Consider the following 15,719-nt stretch of genomic DNA (forward strand, 5'->3'; position numbering starts at 1 on the left):
CCGGACTGTTGCCGGGCGTTCATCGTGGCGGCCGATCATTCGGCGCGGCACAACGAACATTTCGCCCACACGAAGGAGTCTCGATCCGAATGTCCTCGTCGACCAATTCCCGCCGGGTCCTGGTGGCCGCGCTCGCGCTCACAGCGCTGGCGGCCGCCGGCTGCAGCAGCGGATCCGGTGACTCGCCGAAGTCCAACGGCGACACGGTCACCCGCGCGGCCGCAGGAGACGTGACGAGCAACGGCGGCGCCCGCCGCCTCGACTCCGAGCAGTCGCAGGCCCTCAAGGACGCGATCAACTCGTCCGGCGCGAAGAACGTCATCCTGCTGATCGGTGACGGGATGGGCGACTCCGAGATCACCGCGGCGCGCAACTACGCTGAGGGTGCGGGCGGCAGTTTCGCCGGCCTGGACGCTCTGCCGATCACCGGGCAGTACACGCACTACGCACTGACCAAGGACGGCAAGCCGGACTACGTGACCGACTCTGCCGCCAGCGGATCCGCCTGGGCCGCGGGAACCAAGACCTACAACGGCGCGATCTCCGTCGACATCAAGGGTCAGGCCCAGCGGACCGTCCTGGAGTTGGCGAAGGCGGCAGGCAAGGCCACCGGCAACGTCTCGACCGCCGAGATCCAGGACGCGACCCCCGCCGTCCTCGCCTCGCACGTCAGCAGCCGCAAGTGCTACGGCCCGGAGGTCACCAGCAAGACCTGTCCGGAGAACGCGCTCGAGAACGGCGGCGCGGGATCGATCAGCGAGCAGTTCCTCGGCACCCGCGCCGACGTCACCCTCGGCGGCGGCGCCAAGTCGTTCGGTGAGACAGCCAAGGCGGGCGAGTGGCAGGGCCGGACCCTCGCCGAGCAGGCGAAGGTTCGCGGCTACCAGATGGTCTCCACCGCAACGGAACTGGACAAGATCGACAAGGCGAACCAGGACGCCCCGGTGCTCGGACTGTTTGCCGACGGCAACATGCCGGTCCGCTGGCAGGGGTCGGTCGCCACCCGCGGCGGCTACCTGCAGCCCGCCGAGACCTGCATCGACAACCCCAAGCGGACCGCCGAGGTGCCCACCCTGGCCGCGATGACCCAGAAGGCCATTGACCTGCTCGCCCCCAACGACAACGGCTTCTTCCTGCAGGTCGAGGGCGCGTCCATCGACAAGCAGGACCACGCCGCCAACCCGTGCGGCCAGATCGGTGAGACCGTCGACCTCGACGAGGCCGTGCAGAAGGCACTCGCGTTCGCCAAGGCGGACGGGCAGACACTGGTCGTCGTCACCGCCGACCACGCGCACTCCAGCCAGATCGTCGGAAACATGACCGACGCCGACATCGCCTCCATCGCGACGGCGCAGAACCTTCCGTTCGAGCGGGCGCGGGACATCGTCTACCCGGGCCTGACCCGCCGACTCACCACCAAGGACGGCTCCGAGATGACGCTGAGCTACGGCACGTCCGAGGACCCGGCGGTCGAGTCCGAAGGACACACCGGCTCGCAGCTGAAGGTCGCGGCCTTCGGTCCCCGGGCGGCGAACGTCAGTGGCCTGACCGATCAGACCGATCTGTTCTTCACGATGACCGACGCACTCGGCCTGGACCGCACGAAGGGCGCGTCCAAGTAGTCAGGTAGTTGTCAGACAGTGCCGCAAGATGATTCGGCCGCCCATGCGTCGCGCATGGGCGGCCGTATCGCTGCAGGTTACGGCTTCAGCGCCGGCGGGTTGTTCAGGTCGCGGGCCGCGTAGGTGTTGCAGTCGGCCACCCGGCCGGTGCGGTAGCCGGTGAGGAACCACTTCTGCCGCTGTTCCGAGGAGCCGTGCGTCCAGCCCTCGGGATTGACCCGGCCGCTCGAGGCCCGCTGGATCCGGTCGTCACCCACCGACGACGCCGCCGAGAGCGCGTCCTTGATGTCCGCCTCGGTGAGGGTGTTGAGGAACGGCGGGCCGCCGTCGGGCCCGGGCTGGCTGTCGGCGAAGTGTGCCCAGATGCCCGCGTAGCAGTCGGCCTGCAGTTCGGTCCGTACCGCCGCGGACTGCGCGCCCTTCGGGTCGGTCTGGGCGCGGCCGATGTCGCCGAGCTGGTTCTGGATGTGGTGGCCGATCTCGTGCGCGACCACGTACTCCTGGGCGAGCGGGCCGCCACTGGAACCGAACCGGTCGACCAGCAGCTGGAAGAAGCTGGTGTCGAAGTAGGCGGTGGAGTCGGCGGGGCAGTAGAACGGCCCCACGTCGCTGGTGGCGTTGCCGCAGCCGGTGTTCACCGCACCCGAGAACAGCATGACGGCCGGCTGGACGTACGCGGTGCCGGTCTGCTGCTTGAGCTGCTGCTCCCACACCGAGTCGAGGCTCGCGGCGGTGAACGCGACCCGGCAGTTCACGTCGCGGTTCGCGTCGGCGCCGGTCTCGCAGCCCTCCAGGGTGTTCGCGGCGCCGGTGCCCACCTGGGCCGGGCCGCTGACCGCGCCGGACAGTCCGCCCAACAGCGACCCCGGGTTGCCGCCCATCAGCAGGGCGAGCACGAGCACGATCAGACCGCCGGCGCCGCCGCCGAGCGCGAACTTGCCGCCCCGACCGCCGCCCCCGCCGCCGCCGACCGAGACCCGTCCCGAATCCATCCGAGCGCCGTCGTTGAATGTCATCGTCACCACTTTCGTCGAGAGTCGACATGCCGTAGATGTCCACCTTTGCACGACAACGGCTCTGACCATTCGTCTAATGCGATGTGTCTTGTCGTGTCCGACCTCCGTAGGATCACTGCAACAACAAGTCCTGGAATTTTCTGAAAGGAAACCCGTGCTGCGCACCCATCTCGCCGGCTCGCTGCGAGCCGAGCACGCCGACCAGACCGTCACCCTCACCGGATGGGTGGCCCGGCGGCGCGATCACGGTGGGGTGATCTTCATCGATCTGCGCGACGCCTCGGGGGTCGCACAGGTGGTCTTCCGCGAGGGTGCGGCCGCCGAGCAGGCCCACCGCCTGCGCGCCGAGTACTGCGTCAAGGTCACCGGCACCGTCGAGGTCCGGCCCGAGGGCAACCAGAACTTCGAGATCCCCACCGGCGCGATCGAGGTCAACGTCACCGCGCTCGAGGTGCTCAACGAGAGCGCGCCGCTCCCGTTCCAGCTCGACGACAACGCCGGTGAGGAAGCGCGGCTGAAGTACCGCTACCTCGACCTGCGCCGCGAGGGACCGGGGCACGCGATCCGGCTGCGCTCGAAGGTCAACGCCGCCGCCCGTGAGGTGCTCGCGCACCACGAGTTCGTCGAGGTCGAGACCCCGACCCTGACCCGGTCCACCCCTGAGGGCGCCCGCGACTTCCTGGTCCCCGCCCGACTGCAGCCGGGCAGCTTCTACGCGCTGCCGCAGAGCCCGCAGCTGTTCAAGCAGCTGCTGATGGTGGGCGGCATCGAGCGCTACTACCAGATCGCGCGCTGCTACCGGGACGAGGACTTCCGCGCGGACCGCCAGCCCGAGTTCACCCAGCTCGACATCGAGATGAGCTTCGTCAACCAGGACGACGTCATCCTCCTCGCCGAGGAGATCCTGACCAACGTCTGGAAGCTGATCGGGCACGAGATCACCACGCCGATCGCGCGGATGACCTACGCCGAGGCGATGCGCCGCTACGGCTCCGACAAGCCCGACCTGCGGTTCGGCGTCGAGCTCGTGGAGTGCAAGGAGTTCTTCAAGGACACGACGTTCCGCGTCTTCCAGGCCGAGTACGTCGGCGCCGTGGTCATGCCCGGCGGGGCCGCGCAGCCGCGTCGCGAGCTCGACCGTTGGCAGGACTGGGCCAAGCAGCGCGGCGCGCCGGGCCTGGCCTACGTGCTCGTCGGCGAGGACGGCACGTTGACCGGTCCGGTGGCCAAGAACCTCACCGACACCGAGCGGGCGGGCCTCGCCGCGCACGTCGGTGCCAAGCCGGGCGACTGCATCTTCTTCGGCGCGGGCGCCACCAAGTCGTCGCGCGCGCTGCTCGGTGCCGCGCGCGGCGAGATCGCGCGCAAGCAGGACCTCATCGACCCGAACGAGTGGGCGTTCGTGTGGGTCGTCGACGCGCCGATGTTCGAGCCGACCGCCGACGCCACCGCGAGCGGCGACGTCGCCCTCGGCTACAGCGCCTGGACGGCCGTGCACCACGCGTTCACCTCGCCGAAGCCGGAGTCGATGGGCACCTTCGACACCGACCCGGGGGAGGCCCTGGCCTACGCCTACGACATCGTCTGCAACGGCAACGAGATCGGCGGCGGCTCGATCCGTATCCACCGCAAGGACATTCAGGAACGTGTCTTCAAGGTGATGGGCATCTCGCACGAGGAGGCGGAGGAGAAGTTCGGCTTCCTGCTCGACGCCTTCGCCTTCGGCGCCCCGCCGCACGGCGGCATCGCGTTCGGCTGGGACCGGATCACCGCGCTGCTCGCCGGGATGGACTCCATCCGCGAGGTCATCGCCTTCCCGAAGTCCGGTGGTGGCGTCGACCCGTTGACCGACGCCCCGGCGCCGATCACCGCGCAGCAGCGCAAGGAGTCCGGCATCGACGCCAAGCCCGAACCCAAGGGTGACGGTCCGGCCGCGTCCGCTGGCGGTGCCGCGGACCCGTCCGCTTCCTGACGGCCGGCAGTCCCCGGGGGAGGCTCCCGGGGACTGCCGCACCGTTGCTTCACGGCTTCGATCGTGACCGTGTCGAGACAAGGCGTACGAAGTGGTCTGTTTCGCCAGGTCGGCCCGAGAAACCCCGCGCGAGACCGTCGGAAGGTTCGACGAGGGTGCCCTGAAACCGTGCGTGACCGGGTAGGTTGGGTGGCGATGACTGCACTGTTGGCCGACCCTGTTTCAGAGGTGGTTGCCGCAGCCGAACGGCTGCTCGAGCGACGGACCGGAGCCCCGGTCACCCTCGTCGATCCCGTCGATCTCGGGGGGAGCGGCCGAACCATCGTTCTCCGGGTGCGGTGCGCCGAGAACCCCTTCTCGCTGCCGCGGACGCTGGTGATCAAGCAAGTCCGGGAACTGTCCGAGACCGCCGAGGCGCGCAGCGTCGCGGTGTACCACGAGGACACCTTCTCCGGCGGCGACGGACGACTGGTCTCCGGCGAGGTCGCCGACGCCGCGTTCCTGCGCGAAGCGGTGTCGTACCAGTTCGCGACGGCGCTCGCCACCGAGAACCGGCCGGGTCCGGCCCTGATCGCCTACGACCTGTCCGCCCGACTGCTGGTCCTCACCGACCTCGGCGACGCGATGCCGATCGCGGACCTGCTGGTGCGGGCCGACGAGTCCGCCGTGACCAATTCGTTGATGGCGCTGGCCCAGGCGATCGGGCGGATGCACGCCGCGACCGTCGGTCGCGAGGAGGATTTCACCGCCCTCCTCCGGCGTACCGGGGTCGCCGAACAGGGCAACCTGGTCGCCGAGCAGGTTGCCTCGCGCATCCCGAACGTGCCGGCGATGCTCGAACGCGAACTCGGAGTCGTCGTGGACCCGGAGGTGATCGAGCTCGCCGGGCGGGCGGTGCGGCTGTTCGACGGCGGTCGGTACCGGGCGTTCAGCCCGTCGGACCTGTGCCCGGACAACATCATCGTCAACGACGAGGGCGTCCGGTTCCTGGACTACGAGTGGGGCGGGTTCCGTGACGCCACGCTCGACATCGCGTACGCCCTCACCTCGTTCCCCGGCTGCCTGTGCAAGTTCGAGCTCACCGATGAGCGCTCGGCCGCCATGGTGGAAGCCTGGCAGGCCGAGGTCGTGGGAATGTGGCCGCAACTCGCGGACGACGACCTGCTCGCGACCAGGCTCGTCGAAGCGCAGTTGGCCTGGGTGTGGCTCTCGACCTACTGGTTCCTGCCCGAGGACCACGCCCGCATCGCCGCGGTCCGCGAGCACCAGCTGTCGGTGCCGCGGTCGAAGGCGTTGATCGGGCGGTGGAAGGCGCTGGCCAGGGCCGCCGCACGGGCGAACGCAACCGCCGTCGTCGCGCACGCGAACGAGACGGCCGCAGCCCTCGAGAACCTCTGGCAGTAGCCGTGGTGACCATCGCCGGCCGGCCGTCGGGTGCCTCGCCGCACAGGTCGGGTCGGGCGGTGGTGCTCGGAGCTGGTGGACCGGTGGGTGTCGCGTGGATGTCGGGCCTGGTCGCCGGGTTGCGGCGCGGGGGAGTCGACCTCGCCGCGGCCGACCTGATCGTCGGGACCTCGGCGGGCGCGATGGTCGGCGCGGTACTGGCGAGCGGGCAGGACACCGAGCGGCTCGCCGAACCGACCCGGCCGACCCCCGGCGAACCGGAACTGCCGCCGGTCGATCCCGACCGACAGAACGCGGTCTTCGCCTTGCTGCGTGACGGCAGTCTGGAGCCGGCGGAGGCGCGTCGGCGTATCGGTGCCCTCGCCGCCGGGATGGACGGCTCCCACCAGGAGATTCACCTCGATCGGATGGCCGCACTCGTCGGTGCGCGGGACTGGCCGCCGACCGCTTTGAAGGTTGCGGCGGTCGACATCGAGACCGGGGAACGGGTCGTCTTCGACCGCGAGAGCGGCGTCGCGCTGCTGCCTGCGGTGGTCGCGAGCCGCGCGCTCCCCGGAATCTTCCCGCCGGTCACCATCGACGGCCGGCGCTACATGGACGGAGGCATGCACTCCGCGACGAACGCCGACCTCGCCGCCGGTGCGCGGCTGATCGTGCTTGTCGATCCGATGGCGTCGGTTCTGCCCCGCGACCAGGTCGTGCGTGAGCTCGCCGAGGCGGACGCGGACACCGTCGTCGCCATCGCCCCCGACGAGGAATCGGCGGCGGCAATCGGTCCCGACCTGAGCGACCGCTCGGCCTGGGTGCCCGCCTACCGTGCCGGCGACCGTCAGGGCGAGGCGGCAGCGGAGAGCCTGCTCGGCAGTTGGGCGGGCGGTCAGCCCTAGGTTCCCAGCGCGGACGGAGCGGGCACGAGACGCTGCGCCCGGTCCGCGACCCGGAAGCTCGCCGCGTGGCGAACGCCGCTGCGCGGATCGGTCGGGTCGGTGAGGTAGTACCAGTCCATCTGTGCGCCCGCAGGCGCGAGTTCGAAGACGCCGTAGCCGTGCGAGTCGAGTTCGACGTAACGCACGTGCCGGTTGACCGCCTTGAACGCCTCCTCGATCGCGACCGTCGCGGTGCGCGGCGGCACCTTCAGCATGTCGTCGATGTTCGGCGAGGTCACCGACGGCACCACGAACTCCGCGCCGACGGTCGGGCCGGTCGGGTAGTTCGCCGCGTCTACCGGCAGGTCGCAGGCCCACGACGAATGGATGTCACCGGTGATGAACACCGTGTTGTCCACCCCGTGCCCCGCGATCGCGTCGAACAGGCGTCTGCGGTCGGCGGTGTAGCCGTCCCACTGGTCCGTGTTGTACGGGATTCCGCCCTGCGGCAGCCCGACCGTCTCGGTCAGCGCGGCGGTGCTGCGCGCGTCGAGAGGCGGGAACAGGCACGGCGCGATCATCACCGGGTTCCCGACCACCTTCCAGCGGGCGGGCGAGGACACGATTCCGTTTGTCAGCCAGTCCATCTGGGCCCGGCCGGTGATGGTCCGCTCCGGGGCGTCGACCCGGCGCCAGCCGGCGCCCGCGGTCGCCTGCTCGTCACGGTAGGTCCGCAAGTCGAGCATCGAGATCTCGGCGAGGGAACCGAACCGGAAGCGCCGGTACAGCGCGGCGTCGGAGCCGCTACTCGAAACGCGCACCGGCATCCACTCGAAGTACGCGCGTGCCGAGTTCGCCTTGCGCGCCGCCCAGTCGCCCTCGGTGGCGGGGGTGTGGTTCTCCGCGCCCGAGCGGTAGGAGTTGTCCGCGGACTCGTGGTCGTCCCAGGTCGCGATGAAGGGCACCCGCGCGTGCAGTGCCGTCAGGTCGGGGTCGGTCTTGTACTGCGCGTGTCGAATCCGGTAGTCGGCGAGGGAGACGATCTCGTGGGCCGGCTCGTGCAGTCGCACCGAGCCGTTGCGGCCGCCGTACTCGCCGCGGCCGTACTCGTAGATGTAGTCGCCGAGGTGGATGACGGCATCCAGGTCGTCGCGCAGTGCCAGGTGCCGGTACGCGCCGAAGTAGCCGGCTTCCCAGTTCGAGCACGACACCACGCCGAACCGCAGACGGTCGAGCTCGGCGTCCGTGGCGGGCGCGGTGCGGGTTCGTCCCGTCGGGGAGACCTGGCCCAGGGTGGTCGCGGTGAAGCGGTAGTGGTAGGTCGTCGCGGGCTCCAGGCCGGTGACGTCCACCTTGACGGTGTGGTCGGCATCGGCGGTCGCGGTGACGGTGCCACTGCGCATCACCGAGACGAACCCCGGGTCGGTCGACATCTCCCACCGCACCGGAACCCGCTCGCCCGCACCGGAACCCGGGGCCGCGGCGGTCGAGGGGGTGACCCTGGTCCAGATCACGACGCGGTCGGGCAGCGGATCCCCGGACGCGACCCCGTGGCCGAACGCGACGAGCGGTGCGGCCGCCGCCCGTCCGGTGACCGATGCGGCGAGGCCGGCCCCGGCCGCGATTACCGACCCCCGCAACAGTCCCCGCCTGCTCAGCCGGGGGTTCTCGCGGGAGGCGTCGGGCAGGTGAGATTCAGGCACCCCAGGATCAGACCCGGACCTGGACGCTCGCTCAATTCGAAACGAGGGTGTGCGCGCGGAGTTCATTCGATGTTCGCCGCCGCGTCCGAGTCCGGCCACGCGTCCGGGTGTGAACGGACAGTTCAGGCTCGCCACGGACATGAACGGTCCGTTCACACCAGGCGAGGGGCGGGAGGTTGGTTGCGGGGCGTACGCCGCGGTCGGGGGTCTTCAGTAACGTCGACGCCGTGAGTGACTGGCTGGGAGCGTCCGACGAACCGGACACGGGACTGTTCGCGTCGCCAGAATCCGACACCGAGCCGGGGCCGGCGAACGCGGCACTGCCGGCGGTCCGACCCGACGCCCCGCTCGCCGTCCGGATGCGACCGGCGACCCTCGGCGAGGTGGTCGGGCAGGGACACCTGCTCGGCCCGGGCGCACCGCTGCGACGACTGGTCGAGGGGTCGGGTGCCGCGTCGGTGATGCTGTACGGCCCGCCCGGCACCGGCAAGACGACCCTGGCCTCACTGATCTCCCAGGCGACGGGCCGACGGTTCGAGGCGCTGTCCGCGCTGTCGGCCGGAGTCAAGGACGTGCGGGCGGTCATCGACCTGGCCCGCCGCCGACTCACGGCAGGCGAACAGACCGTCCTCTTCATCGACGAGGTGCACCGCTTCTCGAAGACCCAGCAGGACGCCTTGCTCGCCGCGGTCGAGAACCGGATCGTGCTGCTCGTCGCCGCGACCACCGAGAACCCGTCGTTCTCGGTTGTCTCGCCGCTGCTGTCGCGGTCGCTGGTACTGCAGCTGCAGCCGTTGAGCGAGGCCGACATCCGGGAGCTGCTCGACCGGGCGGTGACCGATCGGCGCGGTCTCGGCGGCAGCGTGCGACTGACCGAGGAGGCGACCGCACACCTGGTGCGGCTCGCGGGTGGGGACGCGCGTCGGGCGCTGACCGCGCTCGAGGCCGCCGCGGGCACCGCACTCGACGCGGCGGCCACCGGCGAGCCCGCGGTCGTCGACCTCGAGACCGTCGAGTCCAGTGTCGACAAGGCCGCGGTCCGCTACGACCGCGACGGCGACCAGCACTACGACGTGATCAGTGCGTTCATCAAGTCGATCCGCGGGTCCGACGTCGACGCGGCGTTGCACTACCTGGCCCGGATGATCGTCGCGGGCGAGGACCCGCGCTTCATCGCCCGGCGGCTGGTGGTGCATGCCAGCGAGGACATCGGGATGGCCGACCCGACCGCGCTGCAGACCGCGACCGCTGCGGCGCAGGCGGTCCAACTGATCGGCATGCCCGAGGCACGACTGGCGCTGGCTCAGGCCACCATCCACCTGGCGACCGCGCCGAAGTCGGGCGCGGTGATCGCGGCGCTGGGCGCGGCGATGGCGGACGTGACCGCGGGCAGGGCGGGACTGGTGCCGCCGCACCTGCGCGACGGTCACTACGCGGGGGCCGAGAAGCTGGGCAACGCGGTCGGCTACCGGTACCCGCACGACACCGCGGACGGCGTTCTCGCGCAGCAGTACCCGCCGGACGAGCTGGTCGGCGTCGACTACTACGAGCCGACCACCCACGGCGCCGAACGCGAGATCGCCGCGCGGGTCGGCAAGTTGCGTCGGATCGTGAGGGGGTGACGCGGCCGTCGGCTTTCGGCAGCTTCGGCCCCGTTTCCCGGGGCCGAGGCTTCCCGAAAGCGCTCCTGCGGCGCGGCCGCCCGGCCGCCGTCGGAAACCGACCCGACTGGACCGTTAAGCTGGACACTGGTCGATTCGCCGCGCCCGCGGCGTGATCGGCGGCCGAACACTGTCATACGCGAAGGGCAACTCAGGTGCAGACCCACGAGATCCGCAGGCGATTCCTCGACCACTTCGTCAAGGCGGGTCACACCGAGGTGGCCAGCGCCTCCCTCATTCTCGACGACCCGAACCTGCTGTTCGTCAACGCGGGCATGGTGCAGTTCAAGCCGTACTTCCTGGGCCAGCAGACGCCGCCGTACGTCACCGCGACCAGTGTGCAGAAGTGCGTGCGCACGGGCGACATCGAGAACGTCGGCGTCACGACCCGGCACAACACCTTCTTCCAGATGGCCGGCAACTTCTCCTTCGGCGACTACTTCAAGCGCGGTGCGATCAAGCACGCGTGGGCGCTGTTGACGAACAGCGTCGACGACGGCGGCTACGGCTTCGACCCCGAGCGACTGTGGGTGACCGTCTACCTCGACGACGACGAGGCCCGCGAGATCTGGAAGCAGGAAGCCGGCATCCCGGACGAGCGCATCCAGCGCCGCGGCATGGCCGACAACTACTGGTCCATGGGCATCCCCGGCCCGTGCGGCCCGTGCTCGGAGATCTACTACGACCGCGGCCCCGAGTACGGCGCCCCGGGCGGCCCGGAGGCCGACGAGGACCGCTACCTCGAGATCTGGAACCTCGTCTTCATGCAGAACGAGCGTGGCGACGGCATCGGTAAGGACAACTTCGAGATCCTCGGCCCGCTGCCGAAGCAGAACATCGACACCGGCCTCGGTGTCGAGCGGGTCGCGTTCCTGCTGCAGAACGTCGACAACGTCTACGAGACCGACCTGGTGCGTCCCGTGATCACCAAGGCCGAGGAGCTGACCGGCGCCAGCTACGGCGTCGACAACGAGTCGGACGTCCGCTTCCGCGTCATCGCCGACCACGCCCGCACCGCGGTCATGTTGATCGCGGACGGCGTCAACCCCGGCAACGAGGGCCGGGGCTACGTGCTGCGCCGACTGCTGCGCCGCATCGTCCGCTCGGCGAAGCTGCTGGGAGCGGACCAGCCCAGCATGAGCGAGTTCGTCACCGTCGTGCGCGACACGATGGCCCCGTCGTACCCGGTCCTCGCGACGGACTTCGACCGCATTCTCGGTGTCGCGGTCGGCGAGGAGTCCGCGTTCCTGCGGACCCTGGCGTCCGGCTCGAAGATGTTCGAGGCAGAGGCCGACGACGTGAAGGCGGCGGGCAAGAAGGTTTTCGGTGGCAGCGAGGCGTTCGTCCTCCACGACACCTACGGCTTCCCGATCGACCTGACCCTCGAGATGGCGTCCGAGGCGGGCCTGACCGTCGACGAGGACGGCTTCCGGTCGCTGATGGCCGAGCAGCGCAAGCGCGCCAAGGAGGATGCGCAGTCCCGCAAGCACGCGCACGCGGACCTGAGCATCTACAAGGAGTTCGTCGACCGCGGCGAGACCGAGTTCACCGGCTTCGCCGAACTGACCACCGAGGCAACGGTTCTCGCGCTGATCTCCGGTGGCGTGCGGGTACCGACGGCGACCGCGGGGCAGGAGGTCGAGGTGATCCTCGACCGCACCCCGCTCTACGCGGAGGCCGGTGGGCAGATCGCCGACATCGGCACCATCACCGGACCCGGTCTCAAGATCCGGGTTCGGGACGTGCAGAAGATCGCGAAGAAGGTGTGGGTGCACAAGGTCACCGTCGAGGAGGGGCAGATCACCGAGGGTGACGCGATCCTCGCGCAGGTCGACCCGTCCTGGCGGTCCGGCGCCACGCAGGGCCACTCCGGCACGCACATGGTGCACGCCGCGCTGCGGCAGGTGCTCGGCCCGAACACCACCCAGAAGGGCTCGCTGAACAAGCCCGGCTACCTGCGGTTCGACTTTGCCGCGCAGAACCAACTCTCGGCGCAGCAGCTCGCCGACATCGAGGCCGTCGCCAACGAGGCGGTCGCCGCGAACCACACCGTCAACACGTTCGTCACCGACCTGGACAAGGCGAAGTCGATGGGCGCGATGGCGCTGTTCGGCGAGAACTACGGCGACGAGGTCCGGGTCGTCGAGATCGGCGGACGGTTCTCCATGGAGCTGTGCGGCGGCACTCACGTGCAGTCGTCGGCGCAGATCGGTCAGATCACGCTGCTCGGTGAGTCGTCCGTCGGCTCCGGAGCGCGCCGCGTCGAGGCGTTCGTCGGTCTCGACTCCTACCGGTACCTCGCCAAGGAACGCGCGCTGCTCGCCGGCGTCGCGACCGCGCTGAAGGTGCCGTCCGAGGAGGTGCCCGGCCGCGTCGAGCAGCTTGTCGAGCGGCTCAAGGTCGCGGAGAAGGAACTCGAGCAGACCAAGGCAGCTGCGGTGCTCGCCGCCGCCGGATCCTTCGTGGACAAGGCCGAAAGGGTGGGCGGACTGCTGCTCGTCGCCGAGGCCGCGCCCGACGGCGTCGGCGGAGGAGACCTGCGCACCCTCGCCACCGACATCCGTGGCCGCTTCGGCACCGAGCCCGCCGTCGTCGTGTTGCTGGGCAACGCCGACGGCAAGGTGCCGTTCGTGGTCAGCGCCAACAAGGCGGCCCAGGAACTCGGCGTGAAGGCCGGCGACCTGGTCGCCGCGTTCGGACCGAGCATCGGCGGCCGTGGTGGCGGAAAGCCCGAGATGGCTCAGGGGTCGGGCTCCGACGCCGCCGGTATCCCGGCAGCGTTGTCGGCGGTGCGCGCCCGCGTCGCCGAGATCGCCGGGTGAGCGAGTCCGACGATCCGGGTGTCGCCGACCCCGGTCGGGCCGACCAGCCGGGCGTCTCCGATCCCGGGCGGGGCAGGCGGATCGCCGTCGATGTCGGCAGCGTGCGCATCGGCGTCGCGGCCAGCGATCCCGACGGCATCCTCGCCACGCCGGTGGAGACGGTGCCGCGGTCGAAGTCCAAGGCGGATACCTCCGACCTCGCGCGACTCGCCGCGATAGTCGAGGAGTACGAGGCCGTAGAGGTTATCGTCGGTCTGCCGCAGACCCTTCGTGGGGAGCGGGGAACCGCCGCGGGGCTGGCGACGAGGTTCGCCGCGCAGCTCCGGGATCGGCTCGCGCCGGTGCCCGTGCGTATGACCGACGAGCGCTTCACCACGGTCACCGCGTCACGGGCGCTGCGGGAGAGCGGGGTCAAGGCCAAGGGTCAACGATCGGTCATCGACCAGGCCGCCGCCGTCGCGATCCTGCAGGGGTGGTTGGACCAGCGGAGCAGGTACCTGCGGACCCAGCAGGATCCGCACTCACACATGGAGGACGGTCTGTGACCGACGGATGGTCGCGCGAACCCCAGCGCGAACCCCAGCGTTATCTCAGCCGAGCCGAGGAACGGCGTCTGCGCGAGGCGGCCGAACGCAAGGGCAAAGGCAAGGGCCGGTTCGTCGTCGCACTCGCGGGACTGGTCGTGGTGGCGTTGATCTGCGGCGTCGGCTACATCGGCGCGAAGAAGTTCCTCGGCGACAACTCGCCCGCCGACTTCGCGAGCGGCGAGGCAGGCCCGGAGGTCGTCGTCGTCGTGCAGAGCGGTGACACCGCGACCCAGATCGGCGAGCAGATGGCCGAGAAGGGCGTGGTGGCGAGCAGCGCCGCGTTCTACAACGCCGCGGTCGGCAACAGTGCGATGAACTCGGTCCAGCCCGGGTACTACCACGTCCAGTCGAAGCTGCCTGCGGCCGACGCGGTCGCCGCGATCGTCGACCCGAACTCGCGGGTCGGCTCCGTGGTGATCTCGGAGGGCCGTCAGCTCCACGACACCCGCGACGTCACCACCGGCGCGACCAAGCGTGGTATCTACACCCTCATCTCGCAGGCCAGTTGTGTTCCCGCCGACGGGGGCGTGCCGAAGTGTGTCAGCGTCGCCGATCTCGACGCGGCGGGCGCCAGCCCCGACCTGGCCGGGCTCGGTGTCCCGGACTGGGCCGCCGCCCAGGTGGCAGGCGTGCCCGACCGCAAGCGGCAGCTCGAGGGTCTGATCGCGGCCGGCAGCTGGGACTTCGACCCGGCGGGAACGCCGACGGAGATTCTGCGGACCCTGGTCAGCGGCAGCGCCGCCAAGTACGAGGCCACCGGCATCCGGACCGCGGGCGCCGCAGTCGGCCTGTCGCCGTACCAGGTGCTGATCACGGCGTCGATGGTCGAGCGCGAGTCCCTGCCGAGCGACTTCGGCAAGGTCGCCCGGGTGATCATCAACCGGCTCGCGGTGCCGCAGCGTCTCGAGTTCGACTCGACGGTGAACTACGCCCTCGACGCCACCGAGGTGGCGACCACCGATGCGGACCGCGCGAGGGTGACGCCCTGGAACACCTACGCCAAGGACGGTCTGCCGGCCACCCCGATCTCCTCGCCGTCGATCACCGCGGTGCAGGCTGTGGAGGCCGCACCACCCGGCGACTGGCTGTACTTCGTCACCATCGACAAGCAGGGCACCACGCTGTTCACCAAGAGCTACGACGAGCACCTCCAGAACATCAAGAAGGCGCAGGGAAGCGGGATCCTCGACAGTGGCCGTTGACACACCGGGCATCCCGGGCCCGCGCAAGGCGGCGGTACTCGGCAAGCCGATCGAGCATTCCCGCTCGCCGCAACTGCACCTGGCCGCCTACCGGGCGCTCGGCCTGACCGACTGGACCTACGACCGCATCGAGTGCACCGGCGAACAGTTGCCGGGCCTCGTCGAAGGCCTGGGCCCGGAGTGGGTCGGGCTGTCGGTCACCATGCCCGGCAAGCTGGCCGCGCTCGAGTTCGCGACCGAGCGCACCGAACGGGCCGTGCAGATCGGGTCGGCCAACACGCTGGTCCGGATCGACGGCGGCTGGCGGGCCGACTGCACCGACGTCGACGGTGTCGCCGGTGCGCTCGCGGAGGTCGGCGTCGTGGACCTCACCGGCGCCGACGCCGTGGTGATCGGCGCAGGCGGTACCTCCCGGCCCGCGTTGCGTGCGCTCGCGGATCTCGGCGTCCATGGGGTGACGGTGGTTGCCCGTGACGCCGGTCGGGCCGCGGGATCGCTGGCGTGTGCGGCCGAGATGGGCCTGACGGCCCGGTACGCGGGCTTCGACGATCTGGCCGTCGCCTGCGGCGGCGCCGCGGTCGCGGTGAGCACCGTGCCCGCCGACGCCGTGGCACCGTTCGCGTCCGCCGTCGCGCAGGCTCCGGTCGTGTTCGACGCGATCTACGACCCCTGGCCCACTCCGCTGGCCTCCGCGGTACAGGCCGCGGGCGGGATCGTCGTCGACGGACTCCGGATGCTGCTGAACCAGGCGTTCGGTCAGGTCGAGCAGTTCACCGGTCGCCCCGCGCCGCGCGCCGCGATGGCCGACGCACTGAACCTGCGCTGACGCGCCGAGGAAGCCCCGTCGGACAGTTCCGGCTGTGA

11 protein-coding genes are annotated in these 15,719 nt (G+C 70.4%); 9 read left to right on the forward strand and 2 right to left on the reverse strand.

Annotation, left to right across the window (positions count from 1 at the left end; all coding sequences use genetic code 11):
• The first annotated feature begins 89 nt into the window (after window positions 1-89).
• Entirely contained in the window at window positions 90-1,622 is a 1,533-nt protein-coding gene (gene phoA / locus FK531_RS17925; protein ID WP_142101731.1) for an alkaline phosphatase, read from the forward strand.
• Between the two features lie 77 nt (window positions 1,623-1,699).
• On the opposite strand, the gene ypfJ is transcribed toward phoA, so the two are convergent.
• Window positions 1,700-2,638 carry a KPN_02809 family neutral zinc metallopeptidase gene (ypfJ, locus tag FK531_RS17930; RefSeq protein WP_142101732.1) on the reverse strand — a complete coding sequence of 313 codons (939 nt, stop codon included), beginning with the start codon at window positions 2,636-2,638 and terminating at the stop codon, window positions 1,700-1,702.
• Between the two features lie 154 nt (window positions 2,639-2,792).
• Between ypfJ and aspS the strand changes: the two genes are divergently transcribed.
• The 3 genes from aspS to FK531_RS17945 all read left to right on the forward strand — a co-directional run bounded on the left by aspS (window position 2,793) and on the right by FK531_RS17945 (window position 6,901).
• Window positions 2,793-4,610: an aspartate--tRNA ligase gene (gene aspS, locus FK531_RS17935; RefSeq protein WP_142101734.1), complete on the forward strand. Its 1,818-nt coding sequence runs from the start codon at window positions 2,793-2,795 to the stop codon at window positions 4,608-4,610.
• Window positions 4,611-4,805: 195 nt separating this feature from the next.
• Entirely contained in the window at window positions 4,806-6,014 is a 1,209-nt protein-coding gene (locus tag FK531_RS17940; protein ID WP_142101736.1) for a phosphotransferase family protein, read from the forward strand.
• Between the two features lie 5 nt (window positions 6,015-6,019).
• Window positions 6,020-6,901 (forward strand): patatin-like phospholipase family protein, encoded by an 882-nt coding sequence (locus FK531_RS17945; RefSeq protein WP_220126961.1) that lies wholly within the window; start codon window positions 6,020-6,022, stop codon window positions 6,899-6,901.
• Here the strand turns inward: FK531_RS17945 and FK531_RS17950 are convergent.
• Window positions 6,898-8,649, reverse strand: a complete 1,752-nt coding sequence (locus FK531_RS17950; protein ID WP_142101984.1) for an alkaline phosphatase D family protein — start codon at window positions 8,647-8,649, stop codon at window positions 6,898-6,900. The genes FK531_RS17945 and FK531_RS17950 overlap by 4 nt on opposite strands.
• A 161-nt stretch (window positions 8,650-8,810) precedes the next feature.
• Between FK531_RS17950 and FK531_RS17955 the strand changes: the two genes are divergently transcribed.
• From FK531_RS17955 to FK531_RS17975, 5 genes are all read left to right on the forward strand, one after another.
• Window positions 8,811-10,205: a replication-associated recombination protein A gene (locus FK531_RS17955; protein WP_142101738.1), complete on the forward strand. Its 1,395-nt coding sequence runs from the start codon at window positions 8,811-8,813 to the stop codon at window positions 10,203-10,205.
• A gap of 194 nt (window positions 10,206-10,399) precedes the next feature.
• Entirely contained in the window at window positions 10,400-13,066 is a 2,667-nt protein-coding gene (gene alaS, locus FK531_RS17960) for an alanine--tRNA ligase (RefSeq protein ID WP_142101740.1), read from the forward strand.
• Entirely contained in the window at window positions 13,063-13,611 is a 549-nt protein-coding gene (gene ruvX, locus FK531_RS17965) for a Holliday junction resolvase RuvX (protein WP_142101742.1), read from the forward strand. Before alaS ends, ruvX begins: the two co-directional genes overlap by 4 nt.
• Complete coding sequence (locus FK531_RS17970; RefSeq protein WP_142101744.1) at window positions 13,539-14,855, forward strand: endolytic transglycosylase MltG; 1,317 nt, start codon at window positions 13,539-13,541, stop codon at window positions 14,853-14,855. The genes ruvX and FK531_RS17970 overlap by 73 nt, the downstream gene beginning before the upstream one ends.
• Window positions 14,845-15,681, forward strand: a complete 837-nt coding sequence (locus tag FK531_RS17975) for a shikimate dehydrogenase (RefSeq protein WP_246098245.1) — start codon at window positions 14,845-14,847, stop codon at window positions 15,679-15,681. The genes FK531_RS17970 and FK531_RS17975 overlap by 11 nt, the downstream gene beginning before the upstream one ends.
• The last annotated feature ends 38 nt before the right edge of the window (window positions 15,682-15,719 follow it).

Origin of the sequence: Rhodococcus spelaei, from assembly GCF_006704125.1 — a bacterium.
GTDB lineage: Bacteria > Actinomycetota > Actinomycetes > Mycobacteriales > Mycobacteriaceae > Rhodococcus_G > Rhodococcus_G spelaei.

Excerpts from the sequence above, each read along its gene's own strand:
- phoA (WP_142101731.1), top strand. The coding sequence starts at position 90 with ATGTCCTCGTCGACCAATTCCCGCCGGGTCCTGGTGGCCGCGCTCGCG.
- ypfJ (WP_142101732.1), bottom strand. The coding sequence starts at position 2,638 with ATGACATTCAACGACGGCGCTCGGATGGATTCGGGACGGGTCTCGGTC.
- FK531_RS17940 (WP_142101736.1), top strand. The coding sequence starts at position 4,806 with ATGACTGCACTGTTGGCCGACCCTGTTTCAGAGGTGGTTGCCGCAGCC.
- FK531_RS17950 (WP_142101984.1), bottom strand. The coding sequence starts at position 8,649 with ATGAACTCCGCGCGCACACCCTCGTTTCGAATTGAGCGAGCGTCCAGG.